The organism is Micromonospora sp. NPDC051296 (genome assembly GCF_040682255.1).
Classification (GTDB): Bacteria; Actinomycetota; Actinomycetes; order Mycobacteriales; family Micromonosporaceae; genus Micromonospora; species Micromonospora craterilacus.
On record NZ_JBFBAO010000042.1, the window covers coordinates 1 to 23257 of the forward strand.

The 23257-nt window shown below is 72.7% G+C and carries 23 protein-coding genes; 11 read left to right on the plus strand and 12 right to left on the minus strand.

The window, feature by feature from the left end; translation table 11 throughout:
• Positions 1-768: acyltransferase (locus AB0M52_RS07365; RefSeq protein ID WP_363950155.1), on the minus strand; the 768-nt coding region annotated here is incomplete at its 3' end.
• A gap of 157 nt (positions 769-925) precedes the next feature.
• Between AB0M52_RS07365 and AB0M52_RS07370 the strand changes: the two genes are divergently transcribed.
• Positions 926-2050 carry a glycosyltransferase gene (locus AB0M52_RS07370; protein WP_363950157.1) on the plus strand — a complete coding sequence of 375 codons (1125 nt, stop codon included), beginning with the start codon at positions 926-928 and terminating at the stop codon, positions 2048-2050.
• Positions 2047-3096 carry a pseudaminic acid synthase gene (pseI, locus tag AB0M52_RS07375; RefSeq protein ID WP_363950159.1) on the plus strand — a complete coding sequence of 350 codons (1050 nt, stop codon included), beginning with the start codon at positions 2047-2049 and terminating at the stop codon, positions 3094-3096. The genes AB0M52_RS07370 and pseI overlap by 4 nt, the downstream gene beginning before the upstream one ends.
• Before the next feature lie 64 nt (positions 3097-3160).
• Here the strand turns inward: pseI and AB0M52_RS07380 are convergent, their stop codons facing one another.
• Genes AB0M52_RS07380 through AB0M52_RS07395 form a run of 4 tightly spaced genes read right to left on the minus strand, consistent with a single transcriptional unit; the run spans position 3161 to position 5906 of the window.
• Positions 3161-3619: a hypothetical protein gene (locus AB0M52_RS07380; RefSeq protein ID WP_363950162.1), complete on the minus strand. Its 459-nt coding sequence runs from the start codon at positions 3617-3619 to the stop codon at positions 3161-3163.
• Positions 3603-4361, minus strand: a complete 759-nt coding sequence (locus AB0M52_RS07385; RefSeq protein ID WP_363950164.1) for an SDR family NAD(P)-dependent oxidoreductase — start codon at positions 4359-4361, stop codon at positions 3603-3605. The genes AB0M52_RS07380 and AB0M52_RS07385 overlap by 17 nt, the downstream gene beginning before the upstream one ends.
• The gene (locus AB0M52_RS07390) at positions 4354-5658 is read right to left on the minus strand and encodes an AMP-binding protein (RefSeq protein ID WP_363950166.1); all 1305 of its coding nucleotides are present in this window, start codon (positions 5656-5658) and stop codon (positions 4354-4356) included. The genes AB0M52_RS07385 and AB0M52_RS07390 overlap by 8 nt, the downstream gene beginning before the upstream one ends.
• The gene (locus AB0M52_RS07395; RefSeq protein ID WP_111212272.1) at positions 5655-5906 is read right to left on the minus strand and encodes an acyl carrier protein; all 252 of its coding nucleotides are present in this window, start codon (positions 5904-5906) and stop codon (positions 5655-5657) included. Before AB0M52_RS07395 ends, AB0M52_RS07390 begins: the two co-directional genes overlap by 4 nt.
• A gap of 36 nt (positions 5907-5942) precedes the next feature.
• Here AB0M52_RS07395 and AB0M52_RS07400 point away from each other — a divergent pair, with 36 nt between their 5' ends.
• The gene (locus AB0M52_RS07400) at positions 5943-6494 is read left to right on the plus strand and encodes a GNAT family N-acetyltransferase (protein WP_363950168.1); all 552 of its coding nucleotides are present in this window, start codon (positions 5943-5945) and stop codon (positions 6492-6494) included.
• Positions 6495-6574: 80 nt separating this feature from the next.
• Here the strand turns inward: AB0M52_RS07400 and AB0M52_RS07405 are convergent, their stop codons facing one another.
• Positions 6575-8299: a glycosyltransferase family 39 protein gene (locus AB0M52_RS07405; protein ID WP_363950170.1), complete on the minus strand. Its 1725-nt coding sequence runs from the start codon at positions 8297-8299 to the stop codon at positions 6575-6577.
• Between the two features lie 274 nt (positions 8300-8573).
• Here AB0M52_RS07405 and pseB point away from each other — a divergent pair, with 274 nt between their 5' ends.
• From pseB to AB0M52_RS07440, 7 genes are read left to right on the plus strand one after another with little or no spacing between them, the layout of a single operon-like run.
• Positions 8574-9557 (plus strand): UDP-N-acetylglucosamine 4,6-dehydratase (inverting), encoded by a 984-nt coding sequence (pseB, locus tag AB0M52_RS07410; protein WP_363950172.1) that lies wholly within the window; start codon positions 8574-8576, stop codon positions 9555-9557.
• On the plus strand, positions 9554-10711 hold the full coding sequence (locus AB0M52_RS07415; protein ID WP_363950174.1) for a DegT/DnrJ/EryC1/StrS family aminotransferase: 1158 nt from the start codon (positions 9554-9556) through the stop codon (positions 10709-10711). The genes pseB and AB0M52_RS07415 overlap by 4 nt, the downstream gene beginning before the upstream one ends.
• 10 nt (positions 10712-10721) lie before the next feature.
• Entirely contained in the window at positions 10722-11555 is an 834-nt protein-coding gene (locus AB0M52_RS07420; protein WP_363950176.1) for a hypothetical protein, read from the plus strand.
• Positions 11552-13396, plus strand: a complete 1845-nt coding sequence (locus AB0M52_RS07425; RefSeq protein ID WP_363950178.1) for a class I SAM-dependent methyltransferase — start codon at positions 11552-11554, stop codon at positions 13394-13396. Before AB0M52_RS07420 ends, AB0M52_RS07425 begins: the two co-directional genes overlap by 4 nt.
• Complete coding sequence (locus AB0M52_RS07430) at positions 13393-14127, plus strand: glycosyltransferase family protein (RefSeq protein WP_363950180.1); 735 nt, start codon at positions 13393-13395, stop codon at positions 14125-14127. The genes AB0M52_RS07425 and AB0M52_RS07430 overlap by 4 nt, the downstream gene beginning before the upstream one ends.
• Positions 14124-15188, plus strand: coding sequence for a spore coat protein (locus tag AB0M52_RS07435; RefSeq protein WP_363950214.1), 1065 nt, complete (start codon positions 14124-14126; stop codon positions 15186-15188). The genes AB0M52_RS07430 and AB0M52_RS07435 overlap by 4 nt, the downstream gene beginning before the upstream one ends.
• Positions 15189-15208: 20 nt before the next feature.
• Positions 15209-15844: an alpha-ketoglutarate-dependent dioxygenase AlkB gene (locus AB0M52_RS07440; protein ID WP_363950183.1), complete on the plus strand. Its 636-nt coding sequence runs from the start codon at positions 15209-15211 to the stop codon at positions 15842-15844.
• A 73-nt stretch (positions 15845-15917) separates the two neighbouring features.
• Here the strand turns inward: AB0M52_RS07440 and AB0M52_RS07445 are convergent, their stop codons facing one another.
• The 5 genes from AB0M52_RS07445 to AB0M52_RS07465 form a co-directional block, all read right to left on the minus strand.
• On the minus strand, positions 15918-17468 hold the full coding sequence (locus AB0M52_RS07445) for a tripartite tricarboxylate transporter permease (RefSeq protein ID WP_363950186.1): 1551 nt from the start codon (positions 17466-17468) through the stop codon (positions 15918-15920).
• Positions 17465-18040, minus strand: a complete 576-nt coding sequence (locus tag AB0M52_RS07450; RefSeq protein WP_363950189.1) for a tripartite tricarboxylate transporter TctB family protein — start codon at positions 18038-18040, stop codon at positions 17465-17467. Before AB0M52_RS07450 ends, AB0M52_RS07445 begins: the two co-directional genes overlap by 4 nt.
• 2 nt (positions 18041-18042) lie before the next feature.
• Positions 18043-19089, minus strand: coding sequence for a tripartite tricarboxylate transporter substrate binding protein (locus AB0M52_RS07455; protein WP_363950191.1), 1047 nt, complete (start codon positions 19087-19089; stop codon positions 18043-18045).
• A gap of 144 nt (positions 19090-19233) precedes the next feature.
• On the minus strand, positions 19234-19902 hold the full coding sequence (locus AB0M52_RS07460; RefSeq protein ID WP_363950194.1) for a response regulator: 669 nt from the start codon (positions 19900-19902) through the stop codon (positions 19234-19236).
• On the minus strand, positions 19899-21479 hold the full coding sequence (locus AB0M52_RS07465) for an ATP-binding protein (RefSeq protein WP_363950197.1): 1581 nt from the start codon (positions 21477-21479) through the stop codon (positions 19899-19901). Before AB0M52_RS07465 ends, AB0M52_RS07460 begins: the two co-directional genes overlap by 4 nt.
• A 155-nt stretch (positions 21480-21634) precedes the next feature.
• Here AB0M52_RS07465 and AB0M52_RS07470 point away from each other — a divergent pair, with 155 nt between their 5' ends.
• A complete protein-coding gene (locus tag AB0M52_RS07470) occupies positions 21635-22615 on the plus strand; it encodes a tripartite tricarboxylate transporter substrate binding protein (protein ID WP_363950200.1) in 981 nt (326 codons plus the stop codon).
• A gap of 14 nt (positions 22616-22629) precedes the next feature.
• Here the strand turns inward: AB0M52_RS07470 and AB0M52_RS07475 are convergent, their stop codons facing one another.
• The gene (locus tag AB0M52_RS07475) at positions 22630-23145 is read right to left on the minus strand and encodes a nitroreductase/quinone reductase family protein (protein WP_363950203.1); all 516 of its coding nucleotides are present in this window, start codon (positions 23143-23145) and stop codon (positions 22630-22632) included.
• Positions 23146-23257 lie beyond the last annotated feature (112 nt).

Here is a 23257-nt window from a genome sequence, read left to right on the forward strand (position 1 = left end):
CCACTGGGAGGCCACCACCCAGGTCGCGACGAAGATCAGGGCGGCCAGCGGCAGCCGCGGGCCGCGCCACCGGCCGCGCAGCATGAGTTCGGCGGCGGCCACGCCCATCCAGAACTCCAGCGACCGGACCAGCGGGAACACCTGGGCGAACCACCACCGGCTCTGCTCCGGCACCAGCGCCTGCCCCGGCCAGAGTGCCAGGATCAGCAGCGGCACCGCGACCACCACGGCCCACAGCATCCACGGCCTGGCGCGCCGCACCAGCGGCAGCGCCAGGGGCAGGCACAGGTAGAAGAACAGCTCGCAGGAGAGCGACCAGCTCACGTTGTTGACGCTGTAGAAGTACCCGGGCCGGGGATCCCAGGCCTGGAGCAGGAACAGATTCTCCAGCGCGGCCACGGGGTTGATCGGGTCGGCGAACCAGAACGCCGCCAACATGGCCAGCGCCCACAGCACGAGGTGATTCGGGTAGATCTTGGCGAACCGGCGCCGCCAGAACCGCCGCCGGGAGTCACCCGGCCGGGCCGACCAGACCAGCACGAAGCCGCTGAGGATGAAGAAGAACTGCACCCCGGACAGGCCCAGGGTGAAGATCTCGCTGACCACCGCCTGGTGGCCCGGCTCGGCGATGATCCGCATGGTGCCGGCGTGGAACCCGAAGACCAGCAGCGCGGCTATCCAGCGCAGCCCGGTCAGCGACGGCAACCGGCTCGCGTCGCCGCCTCCGGTAGCAGGTGCCGGTCGATCGACGACGGTAGCGCTGGCCATCCGGGCACCCTACCGGTTCGGGCACTCCCCCTCGAATCGGGCGGGACGCACCTGGCGGGATTCGTTAACCCAGAGGTGCCCTGCTGTTCAAACACTCCACCACCGCCGGCCACGTCAGGTTCCGAGCCCGTCCACCCGGACGGTCAAAGGTTTTCGGGTGGTCAATCAGCCGACGCGCGCGCCGCTGCTCAGCATCGTCGTGCCGGTGTACGGCGTCGAGGCGTACCTGCCGCAGTGCCTGGACTCGATCCACGCCGACATCCCGGCGGACGAGGCGGCGGCGGTGGAGGTGGTCGCCGTGGACGACGCCTCGCCGGACGGCTGCGGGCAGATGCTGCGCGAGCACGCCGCCGACCACCCGGGCGTACGGGTGCTGCACCTGAGCAAGAACGTCGGCCTCGGGTTGGCCCGCAACGCCGGCCTGGACGCGGCCACCGGCCGGTACGTGTGGTTCGTCGACAGCGACGACTGGCTGCCGCCCGGGACGATCCCGGCGGTGCTCGACCGGCTGCGCACGGACCGGCCCGACGTGATGATGATCGACCACCTGCGGGTGCACGAGTGCGGGCGCCAGGAGGTGGACGCCAGCAGCTGGCTGCTGCGTGGCACGCCCGGGGTGGTGCGGCTGGCCGACCGACCGCAGCTGCTGCGGGTGCAGCACACCGCCTGGAACAAGGTGGTACGCCGCGAGTTCATGGCCGAGCTGGGCCTGCGCTTCCACCCCGGCTGGTACGAGGACATCCCGTTCAGCCACCCGCTGCTGATCGGCGCCGAGCGGATCTCGGTGCTGGACGAGGTGTGCTACCTGTACCGCCAGGGGCGCCAGGGCGCCATCACCTCGACCCGCAGCGGCCGCCACTTCGACGCCTTCGAGCAGTACGACCGGCTGTTCGCCTGGCTGCGCCAGCGGCACCCCGACGGGCGCTGGCACGCCGAGCTGTTCGACCTGATGGTGAACCACTTCCTGGTGGTGGTGGGCAACGACGATCGGCTGCACCCGCACCTGCGGCGGTCCTTCTTCCGCCGGGTGGCCGGGCACTACCGTCGGTACCTGCCGGGCGGCGGCTACCCGCGACCGGGCGGGGTGGCCGGGCTCAAGCACCGGCTGGTCGGCCGGGACAGCTACCTGGCGTACGCCGCACTGCGGCGGGCCCACCGGCTGGCCGGCCGGCTGCGTAACCCGGCGGCCACCTCGACCTCGACGGACGGTGCCGACACGGTGCCGGACCCCACCACGGAAAGCCGCACGCTGGTGCGGACGCAGGGAAACGGATCGGAATGACGACGCTGAAGATCGGGCCGCACCTGGTCGGCACCGGGGAACGCCCCTTCGTGGTAGCCGAGATGTCCGGCAACCACAACGGTGACCTGAATCGCGCACTGGCCATCGTGGACGCGGTGGCGGCCAGCGGCGCACACGCGCTGAAGCTCCAGACGTACCGCCCGGACACGATCACCATCGACGTCGACACCCCGGCCTTCCGCATCTCCGGGGAGCACGAGCTGTGGGGCGGGCAGAACCTCTACCGGCTCTACGAGCGGGCACACACCCCGTACGAGTGGCACCGGCCGATCTTCGAGCGCGCCCGCGAGCAGGGGTTGACGGTCTTCTCCTCCCCCTTCGACCCCTCGGCGGTGGAGCTGCTGGAGGAACTGGACGCGCCCGCGTACAAGATCGCCTCGTCGGAGCTGGTCGATCTGCCGCTGATCCGGCTGGTCGCCGCCACCGGCAAGCCGATGGTCATCTCCACCGGGATGGCCACGCTGGCCGAGATCGACGCCGCGGTCCGCACCGCCCGCGACGGCGGTGCCGGCGGGATCGTGCTGCTGGCCTGCACCGCCTCCTACCCGGCACCGCCCGCCGACAGCAACCTGCGGCGCATTCCGGTGCTGGCGGACGCGTTCGGCGTGCCGGTCGGCCTCTCCGACCACACCCCCGGCATCGGCGTACCGGTCGCCTCGGTGGCGCTCGGGGCCTGCTTCATCGAGAAGCACGTCACCCTGGACCGCGCCGACGGCGGCGTGGACTCCGACTTCTCCCTGAACCCGGCGGAGCTGGCGGCCCTGGTGGTCGAGTCGGAGCGGGCGCACGCGGCGCTCGGCGGCACCGCCGTCGGCCCGACCCCGGCCGAGCGGGAGGGGCTACGGTTCCGGCGCTCGCTCTACGTGGTGGCGGACGTGCGTGCCGGCGACGAGGTGACTCCGCAGAACGTCCGGTCGATCCGGCCGGCCGGCGGGCTGCCCCCGGTGGAGATCGACCGGGTGCTGGGCCGCCACTTCACCACCGACGTCCCCCGCGGCACCCCGCTGAGCTGGGACCTGATCTGACAACCACCCGCCCAGGTCGTTAGGTTGACCACCGCCGCCGAGCCACCCGCCCGGCGGCGGTGGTTCAACGGCGGTGCGGGCCGGTGGCGGTGAACGCGACGGTGACGACCAGGTCGGCGAGGGTCAGCGTGCGCCACAGCCAGGCGGTGCCGGGCGGCACCTCCAGGCCGTGCCGCTGCCACCAGGTGGCAATCGGAACGTCGGTGAGCTTGGCCAGACATTCGGCGCGGGTCCAGCGGGCCCAGAAGTCGGTTCTGCCGAAGCGCCGGGCCAGCGCCGAGGGCACCGGACCGCTGGCGTCCTCGGCGTCGATCGCCACCCGCCAGCCCGGTATCGACGGGGCGTACCAGCCGACGCAACGTCCGTCGGCCAGATGGCTGCGGGTGACCGCGTCGGCCGACTCGGCCGCCGACGTCACCCGCAGGTGTCGCGGTGCGGCGGCGAGCACGGCCGCCACCGGCGGTGGTCCCGCGCCGTCGTCGGCGCGGGACCATCGGGAGACCGGTTCAGATCGAGGCGGCACCGTCGACCACGATGACCTGGCCGTTGATGTTCGTCTGGTCGCGTAGCAGCATCCGCACCACCGGCACCACCTCCTCCGGCTCGGTGAGGTGACCGGTCGGGGTGCGGCGCACGATCTGGTCGAGCTGGGTCTGGCCGAGCACCGCCGACATCTCCGAGGCGAAGAAGCCGGGTGCGACGGCGTTGACCAGCACCCGACCACCCAGCTCGCGGGCCAGCGAGCGGGTGGCGGCGTCCATCCCGCCCTTGGTGGCGGAGTACGCGACCAGGCCGGGGAACCCGCGCTGCGCGCAGATCGAGGTGATGTTGACGATCCGGCCGCGCAGCCCCTGACCCAGCATCCGCCGCACGGTGAGCCGGGTGAGCTGCAGCGGCGCGGTCAGGTTGGTCTCGATGATCCGGGCGATGTCGGCGGTCGCGGTGTGCACGTGCAGCGAGTCCTGCCCGACGGCGGCGTTGTTGACCACACCGTCGATCGGCCCGAGTCGCTCCTCCGCCGCCCGGACGAACGCCTGCGCGGCGGCGAGGTCGGTGACGTCGACCGACCCGACGTGCGACCGGTCCGGGTGGGCGTCGGCGACCTTGGCCAGCTCCGGGGTGACGGTACGGGCGAAGGCGGCCACCTTGACGCCCGATTCGAGCAGGTCGGTGACGATGGCGAGGCCCAGGCCGCGGGACCCACCGGAGACGAGCACCACGGAGGACGGCGGGACGAGCTGAGCGTGGGTGGCGGGGTCAGACATCGCTTTTCAGGGTCTCCTTGACGGGGATTTCGGTCAGCACGCGGATCCGGCGGGGCACGGCGTACTCGGGCAGCCGGTCGGCACACCAGCGCACCAGCGCTGCCTCGTCCAGCGCCGTCAGCGGGCCGGCCTGGCCGGCCGCCGGGGACGGATCGGCCGGGGTGGGCACCACCTCGGCGACCACCATGTGGCCGAGCAGCGGCGCACGCCGGCCGGTGACCCGCGCCCAGGCCACCTGCGGATGGGCGGTGAGCACGTCGCGGACCAGACCGGCGGAGACCTTGCTGCCACCGACGTTGATCTCGTCGGAGTCCAGCCGACCGGTGATCAGCACCCGGTCGTCGACGATCTGCACCCGGTCGCCGGTACGGACCGGGCCGTCCAGCCCGGCACCGTGGTAGGGCGAGGTGATTACCAGTTCCCCGTCGCGTACGCCGAGGGTGGGGCGGCCGGGCGCGGCCCGGTCCAGCCACTCGACCGGGAACCCGGCCCGCCCGTCGTGCACCACGATGGCGGCGCCGACCTCGGAGGAGGCGTAGATCCAGGAGATCCGGCTCGCCGGGAACACCTCCCGCAGCCGGTCCAGGATCGCCTGGTCGACCGGTTCGCCGCCGAGGGTGAGCTGGCGCAGCGGCACCCGGGCCAGCGCGGCCGGATCGCGGTGCAGGGCACGGCGCCAGAAGGTCGGCGTGCCGGAGGCGGCGTCCACGCCGTGCGCGGCGGCCAACGCCGGCCAGTCGTCGAGCTGGTCCGGCTCGATCACCACCAGGTGCTGCCCCGGCTGGGTCAGCGACAGCGTCACCACCTGCCACCAGGCGTACGTGCCCGGGGCGTACGGGCAGAGCCAGGTCCGGCTCGGCTGGTGGCCGCGGACCGTGGTCAGCGACTCCAGGGTGTGCCCGACCCGCTTGGGGCGACCGGTGGAACCGGAGGTCAGCAGCCAGAGTCGGCCGGGGTCGGCCGGGCGCGGGCGGGCCGTGGCCGCGGCGTCGGCGGAATCGGCCGCGACGGCGATGTCGGCGCCGGCGTCGAGCACGGTGAACCCGGTGTCGCGCAGCTCGTCCCGCATCGCCGGGTCGACCCGGCTGGCCGTGCTGAGCAGCAGTTCGGTGCCGTGCACAGCGTGGTGGCGGGCGGCGGCGAGCGCGTACCGGGCGGAGTGGGCGAGCACGGCGGCCGGGCCCGCCAGGGTCAGCTCCGGCAGATCCCGCCAGGTCAGCACCCTGCCGTCGACGACGATGCGGTTGTCGGCGCCGGCCGGGTGCGGGGCGGCCCGGTGGGCGGTCGCGACGCTCACTGCCGCTGGAGCTCGACGAGGAAGTCGAGCACGTCGCCGACGGTGGCGATCCGGCGCAGCCCGGGGGCGTCGAAGTTCAGCTCCTCCCCCGTCTCGTCCTCCACTCGCAGCGCCAGCTCGGAGAAGTCCAGCGACCGGAACCCGACCTCCCGCAGATCCGCGGCGTCGTCGTCGGGCAGCACCTTGCCCTGGTTCTTGAGGACCTCGCCCATGAGGTCGCGAATCTGCGCGCGACTCAATTCCTTCATGGGCCGGAGTGTACAGCCAGGTGAATCGTGATTAGGGTGCCCGGTGACCACGGAAACGAATCGGAAAGCGAGCGGTACGTGCTGCGTGACGCCACCGAGGACGACGTTAACCTGATGTTGTCCTGGCGTAATCAGGAAGTCAACCGGCAGGTCAGCAAGACCAGCCACGTCATCGGCGCCGACGAGCACCGGCGCTGGTGGTCGGCGGTCCGCACCGACCCCACCCGCCGGGTGCTCACCTACCTGCGCGACGGGGTGCCCGCCGGCGTGGTCACCTTCTTCGACCTGCGGCTGGACGGTCCGCGTACCGGGTCCTGGGGCTTCTACCTGGACGCCGACGGACTGGCCGAGCGGGGCGAGACGCTGCCCGCCTGGCTGGAGGTCATGCGGGAGGCCGTGGATCACGCCTTCGACGTGTTGACGCTGAACCGGCTCGAGGGCGAGGTACTCGCCCACAACACCGTCGTGCGCCAGATGAACCGCCGGTTCCGTTTCGTCGAGGGCGATGGTCGCCAGGAGATCCATGACGGCCGGGAAATCACCGTCATCCCCATTTCCCTGGATCGCGCCAACCGCCGCCGACGGTAGCTTTTCCCGCCGTCCATTGGCTGTTCACTCGACGTTCGCAAAATCGGCATCCGCCGTTTTCCGGGACACCGGGAATTGCGTCAACCGCGCCGCCAGGCGGCCCACTTCTGCGCCGGGTCACCGCCGAGCCGGACGAAGCCGTACCGCGCGCCGTCCCAGTCGTCCGGCTCGCCCGGCGCCCATCGGGCGAAGACCACGTCGGCAACGGCCGGTGGACGGTCGGCGAACCACGGCACCTCAGTCCAGGTGACCTGGTGGCTGAGGTTGAACCGGATCACGTACGGCACTCCGGTGGAGGCCCGGACCCGCTCCCCCGGGCGGATCCCGAGGTCGGCGACGCTCCGCGCGGGCGTACCGGCGGCGGCCATCGGGCCCATCAACCGCTGCGCGATCACCTGCATGGTGGCGAGGTTGACCACGACCAGGGCGGCGAGCGCCACCGCCCGGAACCGACGGCGGCGGGCCGCGACGACGAGCAGCAGACAGGCGACGACTCCGACCGCCGCCCCGACCAACGGCCGCATCTGCCGCCACCCGCCCGTCAACGCCATCAGGTCCGGCGCGCTGAACCCGCCGTAGCGCAGTGCCTCGCCCCGCGCCTCGGCGTACGCCAGCCGGGCGTGGACCAGCAGCCCGCCGGCGGCGAGCACGGCCACCGTGACGGCGGCGTGCCGCACCAGCGGCCGGTACGCCGTGTCGAGCAGGACGCCGACGCCGATCACCAGCCAGAACGGGGCGAGCATCTGCACGTACCGGCCGTAGATGGCGTCCGCCGGCTTGTCCGTGATGCCGGCCAGCACCACCGCCGCACCCACGGCCACCCCGACGGTGGTCGCCAGCGCCACCCCGAGCGTCCACCGGGCCGGGTCGTCGCGACCCGCGCGGCGCAGCCGGGCGACGGCGGCGCTGCCGGCCAGCCCGGCCAACCCGAAGGTGATGACCACCAGGTACCACAGTTGGGTGCCGACCGCCGCCAGCACCCGCAGCAGACCCGGGCCGGAGGCCACTGCCCGCAGGGTGCTCTCGCCGGGCGGATCGCCGAGCAGCCGGACCGTGTCGCCGAGCAGCCGCACCCCGGCCTCGTTGCCCAGTGCGGCGGCCAGCACCGGCAGCGTCGCGGCCAGCACCCCGGCCGGGCCGAGCCGGCGGCGGCCGACCAGCAGCAGCACCAGCACGGCGTAGCTGGCCACGATCACCACGCCGCGCGAGTGCAGCAGGTGGCCCGCGCCGGCGAGCGCCCCGGCCACGGCGGCGGTGAGCGGACCCGGCCGCTCGACCAGCCGGTGCACGGCGAGCAGCCAGCCGACCAGCAGCGGGGCGAGTACCGCGTCGGTCATCGCCACACCGGCGTAGAAGACCGCCGCGGGCAGCGTCGCCGCCACCGCGGCGGCGACCAGGGCGGGCCAGCGGGGCAGGTTCAGCAGCCGCCGGCCGAGCAGGTACGCCAGCGGCAGCAGGGTCGCGTTCAGCGCCGCGTTGATCACCCGCACCAGCAGGTACGTGTCGATGAAGTCCCGGTCGAGCAGGAAGGCCGGCGCGATCAGCAACGGGTAGCCGATCCGGCGCAGTGTCCCGTTCTCGCTGCTGAACCCGCCGGGACCGCCGGCCAGCGCCCGGGCCGTGTTGAGGTAGCTGTCCTCGTCGGTGTGCGCGATCGGCATGCTGCTGTGCCGGGCCAGCCAGAGCCGCCAGGCCACGCCGAGCAGCCAGCCGAGCACCAGCAGCAGGGGCAGCACCATGCGCCGGCGCGGCGGTGCCGGCCCGGCCGGTTCCGCGGCCCGGGCCACCTGGACTCCGACGGTCATCGTCCCTCCCGAGACGGGCACCGGGACGAATTCGGTCGGCGGCCGTCGAGTCGCCCTGCCCGGTCGGGTCGACACACTACTGACCAGGTCAAGGGCGGTCGGCAGGCACGCCGAGGGGTAGGAAGTGTTCGCCGATCGGGTGCCCGCCATTCACCGTCCGAGCGGATCCGGTTAACCGCAGGGCGTGGGCGTGTTAACCCGCCGGGTCTAGCGTTCCCACCCGGCCGGCCGGCCGAGGCCCCGCCGGATCATCGACGAACACGGGAGCACCACATTGAGCGAGCTGAGCGGATCGTCCATCCTTGTCACCGGGGGCACGGGCTCCTTCGGCCGGACCTTCCTGCGGCACCTCCTCGCCGAGGTCGATCCGGCCCGCGTGGTGGTCTTCTCGCGTGACGAACTCAAGCAGTACGAACTGCGCCAGCAGCTCGGCGACGACCCCCGGCTGCGCTGGTTCATCGGCGACATCCGGGACCGGCACCGGCTGACCCGGGCCATGCACGGGGTCGACCACGTGGTGCACGCCGCGGCCCTCAAGCAGGTCGACACGGCCGAGTACAACCCCTCGGAGTTCATCGCCACCAACATCACCGGCTCTCAGCACGTGGTGGACGCGGCGATCGAGGCCGGGGTGAAGAAGGTCGTCGCCCTCTCCACCGACAAGGCGTCCAGCCCGATCAACCTGTACGGCGCGACCAAGCTGGTCGGCGACAAGCTGTTCGTGTCGGCCAACCACTACGCCGCGCAGCACCCGACCCGGTTCGCGGTGGTGCGCTACGGCAACGTGGTCGGCAGCCGCGGCTCCGTGGTCCCGCTGTTCCGCCGGCTCGCCGCCGAGGGCAAGAGCCTGCCGATCACGGACAAGCGGATGACCCGCTTCTGGATCACCCTCGAGCAGGCCGTGCAGTTCGTCATCGACTCGTTCGACCAGATGCAGGGCGGCGAGCTGTTCGTGCCGCGCATCCCCAGCATGCGCATCCTCGACCTGGTCGAGGCGGTCGCCCCGGACGCCACCACGCACGAGATCGGCATCCGCCCGGGCGAGAAGCTGCACGAGGAGATGATCGCCCCGGACGACAGCCGCCGGACGCTGATCGCCAAGGACCGCTTCATCGTGCAGCCGACCATCGCCACCTGGGGCTACCAGCCGCCGGTGGACTGCGAGCCGGTGGCCGACGGTTTCGCGTACCAGTCGGACACCAACGACGAGTGGCTCACCGTGGCGCAGCTGCGCGAGATGCTCGGCATCACGGCATGACCTCGTTCCTACCGCAAGGCCGGCAGTCGGTCACCGAGGACGACGTCGCCGCCGTGGTCGCCGCCCTGCGCAGCGACTGGCTCACCACCGGACCGGAGGTCGCCGCCTTCGAGGCGGACATCTCCGCATGGGCCGGCGGGGCCGGGGTGACCACCGTCTCCAACGGCACCGCGGCGCTGCACGTGGCGTACGCGGCGGCCGGCATCGGCCCCGGCGACGAGGTGATCGTGCCGCCGATGACGTTCGTGGCCACCGCCAGCAGCGCCGTGGCGCTCGGTGCCCGGGTCGTCTTCGCCGACGTCGAGGAGGAGACCTTCACCCTCGACCCGGCCGCCGTGGCGGAGGCGACCACCGCGCGGACGAAGGTCGTCGCCGCGGTGGACTACGCCGGCCACCCGGCCGACTACGACGCGCTGCGCACCGCGCTCGACGGCAGCGACGCGCTGCTGCTCGCCGACGCCGCCCACTCGATCGGGGCCACCTACCGGGGCCGGCCGGTCGGAGCACTGGCCGACCTGACCACGTTCTCGTTCTTCCCCACCAAGAACCTGACCACCGCCGAGGGCGGCGCGGTCGCCACCACCGACCCGGAGCTGCTCAAGCGGGCCCGCCGGTTCCGCAACATCGGACTGGTCCGGGAACGCGACGAGCAGCGCTGGCCGGACGAGGGCGGCTGGCACCAGGAGGTGCACGAGTTCGGGCTGAACTACCGGCTGCCCGACGTGCTCTGCGCGCTCGGTCGCAGCCAGCTGCGCCGCCTCGGTGACTTCCTGGCCCGCCGGGCCGCGCTGGTGGCCCGCTACGACGAGGCGCTGGCCGACCTGCCCGGCGTGCTGACCCCGGGCCGGCGGGACTGGGCCGCACCGGCCTGGCACCTGTACCCGATCCGGGTCCTCGACGGCCGGCGCCGCGAGGTGTACGACCGGATGCGCGCCGCCGGCATCGGGGTGCAGGTAAACTACATCCCCGCACACTGGCACCCCGCCTTCGCCGACCTCGGCTACCGCCGCGGCAGCTGCCCGGTGGCGGAGACCTTCTACGCCCAGCAGCTGTCGCTGCCGCTGTACCCGGGGCTGAGCGACGCCGACCAGGACCGGGTCATCGAGACGCTGGCCGCGACGCTGCGCGGAGTTCCGGTCCGGCCCGCCGCCTGAGGGGACGTGGATGCACCACGCGAACCACTTCTACGGCCACGCCCACGTGCTGGCCCGCTATGCGGGGCTGGGTGACGGGCACCCGCCCCGGATCAACGGGTACGTCCAGCACGGCTGGAACATCGGCGACGGCCTCGCCCCCGGGCACCCGTACGCCGAGCGGACACCGAGCCTGCTGTGGTCCGAGCAGACCCGGCGACGGGCCTGGTCGGTCGGGCGGCGCAACGTCACTGTGATCGGGGCACCCTTCGTCTACCTGCTGGCCATGCAATCCGACGAACCGCAGCCCGAGCGGGAGGGCACCATCTGGTACCCGTTCCACGGCTGGGAGGGCCAGCACGTCAAGGGCGACCACAAGGAGCTGATCGCCCGGATCCGGGACACCGAACCCGGGCCGGTCACCGTCTGCCTCTACTGGCACGAGCACCGGATGCGCCGGGTCCGCCGGCTCTACGAGAACGCCGGCTTCCGGGTCATCTGCCACGGCTACCGCGGCCACTGGTGGAAGGACACCGACCCGGAGTTCCTGGACCGTCAGCTCGCCGAGCTGCGCCGGCACGCCCGGGTCGCCTCCAACCGGCTGACCAGCGCTATCTTCTACGGCATCGCCGCCGGCTGCGAACCCGCCGTGTACGGCGACCCGATGGTGCTGGCCAACGAGGACCCGACCTTCGGCGGCACCGCCCGGATCCGTCGACAGTGGCCCGAACTGCACGGCGAACAGGTGCACCTACCCACCGCCGTGGAGATCGCCCGCGCCGAGCTGGGCACCGACCACCGCTACCCGCCCGCCGCGCTACGGGAACTGCTGGGCTGGGCGCACCTGCAGGAGGAGACGACGTGACAACCGAGACGGCGCCGGCGGTGGCGCTGCCCGGCGGCGAGATGCTGAGCTGGTCCGACCAGCGCGGCGAAACCGGCAACGACCCGCTCGCGGCCCTGGCCGCGCGGCTGGTGCCGGCCGGCGCCCGGGTGCTGCTGGCCGGGCCGCACGACCCGGCCCTGCTCGACGCGCTGACCCACGCCCGCATCACCTGCCTGCTGCGCGGCTACCCCGACGCGGCGGCGGTCGCCGGCCGGGTCGACCGGGTACTGGTGGCCGGCCCGCACGGCCTCCCGCCCGGCGAGGAGTACGACGTGGTGATCGCCGCCGGCGGGCTGGACGCCGTCGAGTCGGTCGAGGGCGCGCGGCTGGGCTGGGACGCGGCGCTGGCCCGCCTGGTGGCGGCCGTCCGACCGGGCGGCCAGCTGCTGCTGCGGCTGGACAACCCGCTCGGCGTGCACCGGCTGGTCGCCGCCACCGGCTGGTACGCCGGCCGGGACGACGCCGAGTGGACGGTCGGCGGGGTGCTCGACGCCCACCGCCCGGCCAACCTGGACCAGCTGCGCGTACGGCTGGCCGCAACCGGAATGCGGGCCGGGGCCAGCTACGCCGCGTACCCCCGCCCGGACCTGACCACCGCGTTGCTGGCGACCGACCAGCTGGCCCGGCGAACCAGCTCCGGGCTGTTCGACGCGGTACTGCACGACGCCTGCACCAGCGGGTTCGGCGGCCGATTCGTGCTCGCCGACCCGGCCCGGCTGGCCGTGGACGCGCTGCACGCCGGCCGCGCCGCCGAGCTGGCCCCGTCCTGGCTGGTACTCGCCCACCGGACCGTTGACTCGTCGGCGACCGACGAGCGCTACGGCACCGCTGCCGTCGACCGCGACGGGTTGCCGGTGGCGCTGGTGCAGGCCGGCGGGCCGGGCAATGCCGTGGTCGAGGTGGTCGACGGGCCGCAGGGCTGGTCCTGGCACCGCCCCGACCCGGGTGACCGCACCGAGGCGGCATCGGCGCCGTACGCCAGTCGGGAGGTCGCCTTCCGCGACCCGGCCGCACCGGACGGGCCGGTGCCCGACGGACGCCTGCTGCGCAGCCTGCTGCTCGACGGTTGCCTACGCCGCGACACGACCCTGCTGCGCCGGCTGCTGCGCGGCTACGCCGACTGGCTCGCCAACCAGGCGGACGACGGGCGGCTCACCGGGGCGGTGGCGTTGGCCGGCGCGGACAACCTGGTCGTCGCCGGCGACCGTTTCGCGGTGCTCGACCCGACCTGGCGGGCCAACGCACCGTTGCCGGTCGACGTGGTGCTGGCCCGTACCCTGTGGCGCTTCTCCGCCGAGCTGCTCACCGGCGGCTACGCCCACCCGTGGACCTCCACCCTGGACGTGGCGGGGCTGACCGTGGTGCTCGGCGGGGTGGCCGGGTGGGACTTCGACCGGGCCGTCGTGGACGCCGCGGTGGAGACGGAGGCCGCGATCGGCGCCGCGGTACGCGGGCTGGACGCCGACGGGCGGGTCGGCCTCGACGCCGAACTGCGGGCGGTCACGCCGACCGACCCGCCGCCCGGACCGGGCAGCTACCAACAGCTGCGCGAGGCGTGGCTGCGCCAGCAGGAGGAGAACACCCGGCTCACCGCACTGCTCAAGTGGACCGAGGATCTGCTCACCTCGCGCGAGCGCGCGTTGCGCCGGGCCGAGGCGGCGGTCGACCTGCTCAGCGGCTCACTCAGCTACAAGGTCGGCCGGCTGGCGATCACTCCGGCCCGGCTGGCCAAGCGGGGCGCCCGAGCCGCCAAACGCCGGGCCACCGCCGCCATCGCCCAGAGGCAGCAGGACCGCCCGGACAAGCAGGAGCAGCAGTGAGCGAGCGGATCGTCGGCATCGTGCAGGCCCGGATGGGCTCGTCCCGGCTGCCCGGCAAGGTGCTCCGCCCGCTGGCCGGGCGCAGCGTCCTCGGCCGGGTGGTCCGCGCCGCCCAGGACAGCGGGGTGCTCGCCGACCTGGTGGTGGCGACGAGCACCGACGCCGTCGACGATCCGGTGGTGGCCGAGTGCGACCGGCTCGGGGTGGCCTGGCACCGGGGCCCGGTCGACGACGTGCTGACCCGGTTCGTCGGTGCCCTCGACGCGCACCCCGGCGACGCCGTCATGCGGTTCACCGCGGACTGCCCACTGCTGGACCCGGAGATCGTCACGTTGGTCGCCTCGGTGTACCGCGCGGTGCCGGGACTCGATTACGCCAGCACGTCGATCGCCCGTACCCTGCCCCGCGGGCTGGACGTGGAGATCATCCGGGCCGACGCGCTGCGCACCCTGGACCGCCTCGCCGCCGACCACCACCGGGTGCACGTCACCTCGTACGCGTACGCCCATCCCGAGCTGTTCCGGGTGCTTGGCGTGACCCTCACGCCGGACCGCTCGCCGTTGCGGCTCACCCTGGACACCGAACGGGACTGGGAGTTGATTCGCGCGGTCACGGAGCACTTCGGTGACGTCAGCGTGCCGCTGGCCAAGCTCGCCGACTGGCTCGACGGGCAGCCGGCGCTCCGCGCGCTCAACGCCGACGTCCAGCAGAAGCAGTTGGAGGAATGCTGAGCACGGTACGCGTCGGCCTGCGCTGCGACGCCGGGCCACAGCGCGGCGTCGGGCACCTGGTCCGCTGTCTCGCCCTCGGCGAGGAGTTCCTGGCCCGGGGCGCCACGGTCGAGGTGTTCGGCACGGTGGACGGCGTCGACTGGGCGGCCGGGCAGCTCGCCACCCGGGGCATCCCGCTGCACCCCGGCCCGGACACCCCGGACGGGCTGGTCGAGGCGGCCCGCCGGCACCACCTGGACGTGCTGGTGCTCGACTCGTACGAGCTGGATCCCGCCGGGGCGGGCGCGCTGCGCGCCGCCGGCGTGGTGACCCTGGCCATCGTCGACGGCGACACCCGGGGTCAGGACGCCGACCTCTACCTCGACCAGAACTTCGGCACCGACCTGGTGGTGCCGGCGGGGCGGCTGCTGGCCGGCAGCGACTACGCGATGCTGCGCGACTCGGTGCTGGCCGCCCGACCGGCCACCGCCCGCCCGGCGGCGGAGGTGGACCGCCCCTCGGTGCTGGCCTTCTTCGGCGGCACCGACGCGGCCGGCGCGGCACCGGTGCTCACCGAGCTGCTGCTGTCGACCGGCCGGCCGATGGAACTCACCGTCGTCGCCGGCCGGCCCGAGGTGGCCGCCCGGCTCGCCCGGATGGCGCCCGGACCGGGGCAGTCGCTGCTCCCGGTGCCACCCACCGGCGCGCTGCCCGCCCTGATCGCCGCGGCGGACCTGGTGGTCAGCGCGGCCGGCACGTCGACCTGGGAGCTGTGCTGCCTGGGCGCCCCGTCGGCGCTGGTCTGCGTGGTGGACAACCAGCGCGAGTCGTACCACCGGGTGGTCGCGGCCGGGCTGGCCGCCGGGCTCGGCGAGCTGCCGGCGCTGGCCACCGACGGGCCGGCCGGGCAGGCCGCCCGCGCCGCCGCCGTGCACACCCTGGCCGGGCTGCTGGGCAGCGGGGCACGTCGGGCGGAGTTGTCCGCCCAGGCCCGGGAAGCGGTCGACGGACGCGGACGCGGGCGGGTCGTCGACGCGGTCCTCGACGCACTCCACCGCCAGCAGGTCGCACAGGTGTACTAACGCCCTGCTAGGGTGGCCGCATGTCGCAGGCCGCGTACCAGCCGTCGATGCTCGACGTCACCGACGCGCCACCTACCCTCGGGTCGCTGGCCGGGCCGTTGCGCCGGCACCCGCTGAGCCGGGGCGCCTGGGTCGACCACCTGCCGGGCTGGGTGCACGGCTCCGACCAGGTGCTCGACGTGCTGCTGCGGGAGGTGCCGTGGCGGGCCGAGCGGCGCACCATGTACGACACCGAGGTCGACGTGCCCCGGCTGCTCTGCTGGTACGGTGCCGGCCGGCCGCTGCCGCACCCGGTGCTGCTGGCCGCGCGGGAGACGCTGACCCGGCACTACGCCGACGAGCTGGGCGAGCCGTTCGTGACCGCCGGCATGTGCCTCTACCGCGACGGCCGCGACAGCGTGGCCTGGCACGGCGACACCCAGGGCCGCTCCGCACACACCGACACGATGGTCGCCATCGTCTCCTTCGGTTCGCCCCGCCAGCTGCTGCTGCGCCCGCGCGGCGGTGGCGCCGGCCTGCGCTTCCCGCTCGGCCACGGCGACCTGGTCGTGATGGGCGGCTCCTGCCAGCGCACCTGGGAGCACGCCGTACCGAAGACCGCCCGCCCGGTCGGCCCCCGGGTCAGCGTCCAGTTCCGCCCCACCGGCGTCGCCTGACCGGGCTCGGGGCGCCCCCGAACCGGTGGAACGGCATCGGGGACGCCCCAGCACCAGGGGGCGGCCGGGCCCGTCAGTCGTCTTCGGCGAAGACCAGGCGGTCCGGCGAGGTGCGCCGGCCGCGCAGCCGCGCGATGATCCGCGGCAGGTACGGCACCACCAGCGCCAACACGGTGAGCAGCAGCAGGGTGAGGGTGAGCGGCCGGGTCACGAAGATCGTCAGATCCCCGTTGCCGACCAGCAACGCCCGTCGGAACTGCATCTCCATCATCGGCCCGAGGATCACGCCGAGGATGACCGGCGCGATCGGGAAGTCGAAGTGGCGCATCCCCCACCCGAGCACGCCGATGGCGTACGCGATGAAGACCTGGTTCACGCTGCTCGTCGCGGCGTACACGCCGAGCGTGGCGAAGAGCAGGATCCCGGCGTAGAGCATCGGTCGGGGAATCTGCAGCACCTTGACCCAGACCTTGATCAGCGGCAGGTTCAGCGCCAGCAGCAGCACATTGCCGACGTAGAGCGACGCGATCAGCGCCCAGACCAGCTCAGGCGACCGATCGAAGAGCTGCGGCCCGGGCTGAAGGTTGAAGATCTGGAACGCGGCCAGCATCACCGCCGCCGTCGCCGACGTCGGGATCCCGAGCGTCAGCATCGGCACCAGTACCCCCGAGAACGCCGCGTTGTTCGCGGCCTCCGGCCCGGCCACCCCCTCGATCGCGCCCTTGCCGAACTGCTCCTTGTTCTTCGACCGGTGCTTCTCGTAGGTGTAGGACAGGAACGTCGGCACGTCGGCACCGCCGGACGGCAGCGCGCCGAACGGGAACCCGAACGCCGTACCCCGCAACCAGGGCCGCCACGACCGGCGCCAGTCGTCCCGGGTCATCCAGCCGAAGCCGGCCGACCCGCCGGGCGAGAGCGGCGCGACGTGCTCGGGAAGCTGCCGCAGCCGGCTCGCCACGTGTAGCGTCTCGCCGATCGCGAAGAGTCCGACGATCACCACCACGACGTCGATGCCTTCGAGCAACTCCATCGTGCCGAAGGTGAACCGGGCCTGGCCGGTCAGACCGTCTATGCCGACGAGCCCGAGGAAGAGCCCGAGGACCAGCGAGATCAGCCCCCGGACGAGCGACCGCCCGACCAGCGCGGTCACCGCCACCATCGCGAGCAGGGTCAGCGCGAAGTAGTCCGCCGCCCGGAACGTGGTGGCGAGCTTCGCGACCGGCAGCGCGAACACGCTCAGCAGCAGGGTGGAGATGGTGCCGGCGACGAACGAGCCGATGGCCGCCGTCGCCAACGCGGCCTTGGCCCGGCCGCGACGCGCCATCTGGTGTCCCTCGATGGCGGTCGCCACCGAGGCCGACTCGCCCGGTGTGTTCAGCAGGATCGAGGTCGTCGATCCGCCGTACATGGCGCCGTAGTAGATGCCGGCGAACATGATGAACGCGCCGATCGGCTCGTCGAGGCTGAAGGTCACCGGCAGCAGCAGCGCGATCGTCAGCGCGGGCCCGATGCCGGGCAGCACGCCGACGAACGTGCCGAGCGTGACGCCGATCGCGGCGTAGAGCAGGTATTCCGGGCTCAGCACCGTGCCGAAGCCGGAGAGCAGGTCACCGAAGACGTTCATAGCGGCAACACACCGCCGGGCAGGAAGAGGTCGAGCAACCTCGTGAACGACAGGTAGATGGCCAGCGAGAGGACGACGGCCACGACGCTGTCGCGGATCCAGTTCCGGCTACCGAGCACGCGGGCCGTCCAGACGAAGAACCCGACGGCGGAGAGGACGAAGCCGGCGTACTCCAGGGCGATCGCGAAGCCGACCAGCCCGATGGCGACCAGGACGGGTGCCACCAGACCAACCGGAGTCGGCTCGCCGGTCTCCAGTTCGTCAGGGTCGGGGGCCGACCCCTCGGTGCCGGGCGCCGGTTCGGCGGCGGTGGCGGTGGCCGCCGAGGCCCGCCCGGGGCGGAACTGCGCCAGGTAGACGGCGCAGACCGCCACCCAGGCGCCGGTCACGATGACCGGCGCCAGGTGCGGCCCCTGCGGGTCGAAGTCGCCGTCCGCCGCCTGGATCGCCAGACAGAACAGCACGATCCCGACGGCCAGCAGCCCGACCGCGACGACGGCGTGAGCGGGGAAGCGGCCGGTGGGCCGGTCCTCCTGGGACCGGCCCACCGGTTCGCCGAACGTGACGGCCATGGTCAGCCCAGTCCGATCTCGGACAGGACCGCCGTGATGCGTTCGGTCTCGCTGGTGAAGAACGCGGCCGCCTCGTCGCCGCTCTTGTAGAAGTCCTCCCAGCCCTGTTCGGCCACGATGGACTTCCACGACTCCGAGGCGTGCACCCGGTCGATCAGGTCGGTGATCGCCTGCTTGGTCGCGTCGTCGATCCCGGGCGGGGCGACCACGCCGCGCCAGTTCATCAGCTCGACGTCGTACCCCTCCTCCTTGATGGTCCTGGTCGGGGTGCCGGTGCCGAGGTCGATGCCGGTGCTGCCGGAGACCGCCAGCGCCCGCACCATGCCGCTCGCGACCAGGTCCCGGAACTCGCTCTGCCCGGAGACCGCGGCGGTCAGGTCGCCGGCCAGCAGCGCGGCCTTCGACTCGCCACCGCCCGAGTAGGCGACGTACTTCATCTGCTTGGGGTCCGCGCCCGCCGCCCGGGCGAGGAGGCCGACGAGGATCTGGTCGGTGCCGCCCGCCGAACCACCACCCCAGTTGATCGACGAGGGGTTGGCCTTGGCATCGTCCATGAGCTGGGTGAGGGTCTGGTACTTGGAGTTCGCGGGGACGACGATGACCTCCTGCTCGGCGGTCACGGTCGCGATCGGCGTGGTCTGGGCGAGACTGACCGGCGACTTGTTGGTCACCACGCCGCCGACCATGACCAGCCCGGTCACCATCAGCGTGTGCGGATCGCCGTTGCTCTTCGACGCGAGCTGAGCGAGGCCGAGCGTGCCGGCGGCCCCGGGCACGTTGAAGACCTCGACGGACTGGTCCACCAGCTTGTCGTCGGTGATCGCCTTCTGGATCGACCGGGCGGTGATGTCCCAGCCACCACCCGGCGCCGCCGGCGCCATCAACTGCAGAGTCCTCGTCGGGTAGGCGGCGGCGTTGCCGGCGCCGTCGGCCGTGTCCTTCGCGCAGGCCGCAGTCGTCAACAGCGCGGCCACGGCGACGGCCACGAACGCCCGGCGGGACCGGTGGCCGACCGGTCGGGGGCCCGCAGGGGTGACCGGATACGTCATGACGTCCTCCTTGCACGACGCGTTGCAGCGCCGTGAAGCACAGGTTTCGGGGATGCTGCGTCGGGTGACGCTGAGCGGTGATGCTGCCCACACCAGCGACGGCCGTCACCGTTGCGTAACCGGAGTGCGTTGTGAAACTTCTGGTCACGCGATCCAGCGGTAGCGGCGTTGCGGACGGCCGGCGGCGCCGTAGCGCAGCCGCACCTCCGCCTTCCCCGTGCCGACGAAGTGCTCGAGGTACCGCCGGACGCTCACCCGAGACAGGCCGGTCTTCTCCCCGCACTCACCGGCCGAAAGGTCACCGGCATGCTCACGCAGCGTCTCCGCGATCATCTCGGCGGTCGCCGTGGTGAGACCCTTCGGCAGCGTCGACTGGGCCGGGCGCAGCGCCACGAAAAGCTCGTCGACGTCGTCCTGCCCGACCGAGTCGGTGCCGGCGAGCCGTCCGTACGCCGCCGCGTAGCGCTCCAGCCGGTCGCGGAGCACGTCGAAGCCGAACGGCTTCAGGACGTAGTGGACGACACCGCCACGCAGCGCCGCGCGTACCGTCGGCACGTCCCGGGCCGCGGTCACGACCAGGACGTCCGGGCCGTCGCCCGACTCCCGCAGCTGGCGCATCACCTCCAGGCCGGTGATGTCGGGCAGGTAGATGTCGAGCAGCACCAGGTCGGGGCGGAGGGTCGCGATCTGCGCCAGCGCGTCGGCACCGGTGTAGGCCACGCCGACGGTGGAGAAGCCGGGAATCCGGTCCACGAAGCCGCGGTGCACCCGGGCCACCATGAAATCGTCGTCGACGACGAACACCCGGATCATGCGATCGCCTTCACCGCGGACGGAAGCCGGGCGACGAACGTCGCACCGTCCACCGTGACGCTGCCGCCACGATGGACGCAGATCAGCCGAATCATCGCGAGGCCGAGCCCGTGGTGGCCCTGCTCGCCGTGCTTGGTGCTGTAGCCCTGCTCGAACACCCGCTCGGCCAGCGCCGCCGCCACCCCGGCGCCGGAGTCGCGCACGGTCACCACGACCTCGGTCGCGTCGGCGACCACGGAGACCTCCACCCGGCCGCCCGGACCGATCGCGTCGAAGGCGTTGTCGACAAGGTTCCCGACGATCGTCACCAGGTCCGCGGAGAGCCGGTCGCCACCGCCCGGCAGCTCCCCGACCGCCGGCAGGTCCGAGTTCCCTGTGATCGACAGCGTCACGCCCTGCTCCGCCGCGAGGCTCGACTTGGCGATCAGCAGCGCCGCCAGCGCCGGATCGCGGATCAGCCGGGTCACCTCCCGGTTGAGGCTCTCGTGCAGCTCGCTGGTACGCGTGATGTAACGGACCACCTCGTCGTGCTCGCCCAGCTCGACCAGGCCGGCGATGGTGTGCAGCCGGTTGACGAACTCGTGCGCCTGGGCGCGCAGCGTGTCGGTGGTGTGCCGACTCACGTCCAGCTCCCGGCGCAACGCGGTCAGCTCGGTGCGGTCGCGCAGCGTGGTCACCGAACCGACCGGACGGCCACGCAGCAGCACCGGCTGCCGGTTCAACACGATCACCCGGTCGTCACTGAGCACCACCTGGTCGACCCCGGTCACCTCGCCGGTCAGCACATCCAGCAGCCGCCCTTCGAGGCCCTGGTCGAGCAGCGACCGCCCGACCGAATCGGCATCGAGACCGAGCAGCCGGATCGCCTCGTCGTTGACCAGCGTCACCCGGTGCACGCTGTCGGTGCCGATCACTCCCTCCTTGATGCCGTGCAGCATCGCCTCGCGATGCTCGACCAGACCACTGATCTCGCGTGGTTCGAGCCCGAGCGTCTGCCACTTGACCCGACGGGCGAGCAGCAGCGAGCCGACGACGCCGAGCGCGACCCCGACCACCAGGTACGTCAGCAGGTTGGTCAACGCCGCACCGAGCTGGTCGACCAGCGTCGGATAGGGGCGGCCGACGACGATCATGCCGATGAACCGACCGTCCTCCTCGTCCAGCACCGGCACGTGGGCGACCAGTTCCTTGCTGCCGTGATCGATCACGCCGACCCAGGAACGCCCGGTCAGACCGGTGCTCGACCCCATCGGGGTGAGCTGCCCGGCGTCCGGGCCGGTGACGATCGTGCCGCGAGCGTCGGTGACCACGACGTAGGAGGCGCCGGAGACCGCTCGCGCCGTCTCCGCCACCGTCTCCAGCGCGTCGTGACCGAGCGGGTTGTTGAGCCCCAGCCGGACCGTCCGGTTGATCGCCGCGTTCTCACCGACCGAGCGGAGCCGGTCACCCTCGCTGCGCCGGAACGCCACGTCGGCCTCCGCGACCGAGACGGCCGCGACCGCGAGGACCACCAGCAGCACGATGCCGAGCTGCAGGAGGAGCATCTGCCCCGCCAGCGACAAACGCTGAGGCACCATCCCCTCCTCCCATGGCCGATCGCACGGCACTTTGTACCCCAGTCGGGGTTTTGGCGTTTTTGGTGGTAGCCGCATTTCGCGTGTGACCAGCAAAGTGCGTGCGACCGCCGCCCGCAAGCCTGGTATTGCCGGGATGTTTCTTGCAGGATCGACCCGTGCGGCGCAGGCGGGTGCTGGGAGGCGCGCTGGCGCTGGCCGGAAACGCCATCGTCGGCGGGCACCTGGCGGGTTGCGGCCAATCGTCAGAACTGTCCGACCTGCGGCTGATGGTGCCCAACCCGCCGGGCAGCGGATACGACATCACGGCCCGCGTGCTCGCGAACACGCTCGACACGGCCGGGATCGCCCGCGGCATCGAGGTCTTCAACCTCCCCGGCGGCGGTGGGGTGGTGGCGCTGCGCCGGCTGGCCTACGAACGCGGAAACGGCCGCCTGGCGATGATGATGGGACTCGGCGTCGTCGGCGCGCAGAGCGCGATCGGCTCCCCGGTCACCCTGCAGGAGATGACGCCGATCGCCCGGCTGGTGCAGGAGCCGGCGGTCATCGTGGTGACCCGCGACTCGCCCTACCGTGACCTGGACGCGCTCGTCTCGGCCTGGCGCGCCGACCCGGCCGAGATGGTGATCGGCGGCGGCTCCTCGATCGGCGGGCCGGACCACCTCGCGACCATGCTGGTCGCGGACGCGATCGGCGTCGCCCCGGTCACGGTCGCCTACCGACGGTACGACGGCGGCGGCGACCTGCTGGCGGCGATCCTCGGCCGCGAGGTCGCGTTCGGCATGTCCGGGCTCAGCGAGTACGCCAACCAGATCGCGGAGGGCCAACTCCGCGCGCTCGCCGTGACCAGCGCCGAACCCGTGGCCCAGCTGCCGGCGCCGACGATGCGTTCGGCCGGGGTCGATACGGTCTTCAACAACTGGCGCGGCATCGTGGCCCCACCCGACCTCGCCGATTCCGACGCCGAGTCGATCCGCGCGCTGATCGCGCAGCTGCACGAATACCCCGCCTGGGCGAGCGCGCGGACCCGCTTCGGCTGGACCGACGCGTACCTGTCAGGTACGGCCTTCAAGACCTTCATGCGCGAGGAGAGCGACCGCTGGGCGTCGGTGCTCGCCGGGCTGGGCCTGCGCCGCTAGGGCCGGGCCCCGCGCTACCGAGACAAGTCGACGGCCGGGTCCGCGGACGCGGGCACCATCTGGAACACCGGGTACTCCGCGGCGATCCGGGCGAATTCCGCCACCGGCGCTCCCCGCCGGACCGGCACATGCGGCCTCGCGCCCGGCGCCTTGTCCAGATAGTGACGCAGAATCGGCGCCCGCTGCGCGACCGGCACCTCCACCAGCAGCACCGGCCGGCGCCGGCCACGCCGCAACACCGCCCGCCCGGCGGCCGCCCGCACGTTACGCACCCAGTTCGCCTGCTCACCGAGCATCGACACCAGGTACCGCCCACCGTCGCAATCGACGGCGACCAGCGGGAACGACACGGTCCGACCACTGCGCCGGCCCACCACCTCCAACGTCACCCAGTTGCCGGGCGCGAGAAGACGGGTCGAGAACTGCCACGCCGAGACCCGGTTCATCACCCGAGCCAGCCAGTTCGGCCTGCCGTCCCGATACATCCACTGCTTCACCCGGTAGAGCCGGTGATTTCTCAACCGGTCCATGGTCGGTCCTCTCCCGCGTCGGCCTACCTCGCCATGACCGTACGACGCCGCTGGTCGGACGCGAAGGGGCACAGGTCCTCAACCGGTGCCACAGACCACCAGGGCAGATCCC

Excerpts from the sequence above, each read along its gene's own strand:
- pseI (WP_363950159.1), top strand. The coding sequence starts at position 2,047 with ATGACGACGCTGAAGATCGGGCCGCACCTGGTCGGCACCGGGGAACGC.
- AB0M52_RS07385 (WP_363950164.1), bottom strand. The coding sequence starts at position 4,361 with ATGTCTGACCCCGCCACCCACGCTCAGCTCGTCCCGCCGTCCTCCGTG.
- AB0M52_RS07395 (WP_111212272.1), bottom strand. The coding sequence starts at position 5,906 with ATGAAGGAATTGAGTCGCGCGCAGATTCGCGACCTCATGGGCGAGGTC.
- AB0M52_RS07405 (WP_363950170.1), bottom strand. The coding sequence starts at position 8,299 with ATGACCGTCGGAGTCCAGGTGGCCCGGGCCGCGGAACCGGCCGGGCCG.
- AB0M52_RS07415 (WP_363950174.1), top strand. The coding sequence starts at position 9,554 with ATGACCTCGTTCCTACCGCAAGGCCGGCAGTCGGTCACCGAGGACGAC.
- AB0M52_RS07420 (WP_363950176.1), top strand. The coding sequence starts at position 10,722 with ATGCACCACGCGAACCACTTCTACGGCCACGCCCACGTGCTGGCCCGC.
- AB0M52_RS07440 (WP_363950183.1), top strand. The coding sequence starts at position 15,209 with ATGTCGCAGGCCGCGTACCAGCCGTCGATGCTCGACGTCACCGACGCG.
- AB0M52_RS07445 (WP_363950186.1), bottom strand. The coding sequence starts at position 17,468 with ATGAACGTCTTCGGTGACCTGCTCTCCGGCTTCGGCACGGTGCTGAGC.
- AB0M52_RS07450 (WP_363950189.1), bottom strand. The coding sequence starts at position 18,040 with ATGGCCGTCACGTTCGGCGAACCGGTGGGCCGGTCCCAGGAGGACCGG.
- AB0M52_RS07455 (WP_363950191.1), bottom strand. The coding sequence starts at position 19,089 with ATGACGTATCCGGTCACCCCTGCGGGCCCCCGACCGGTCGGCCACCGG.
- AB0M52_RS07460 (WP_363950194.1), bottom strand. The coding sequence starts at position 19,902 with ATGATCCGGGTGTTCGTCGTCGACGACGATTTCATGGTGGCCCGGGTG.
- AB0M52_RS07465 (WP_363950197.1), bottom strand. The coding sequence starts at position 21,479 with ATGGTGCCTCAGCGTTTGTCGCTGGCGGGGCAGATGCTCCTCCTGCAG.
- AB0M52_RS07475 (WP_363950203.1), bottom strand. The coding sequence starts at position 23,145 with ATGGACCGGTTGAGAAATCACCGGCTCTACCGGGTGAAGCAGTGGATG.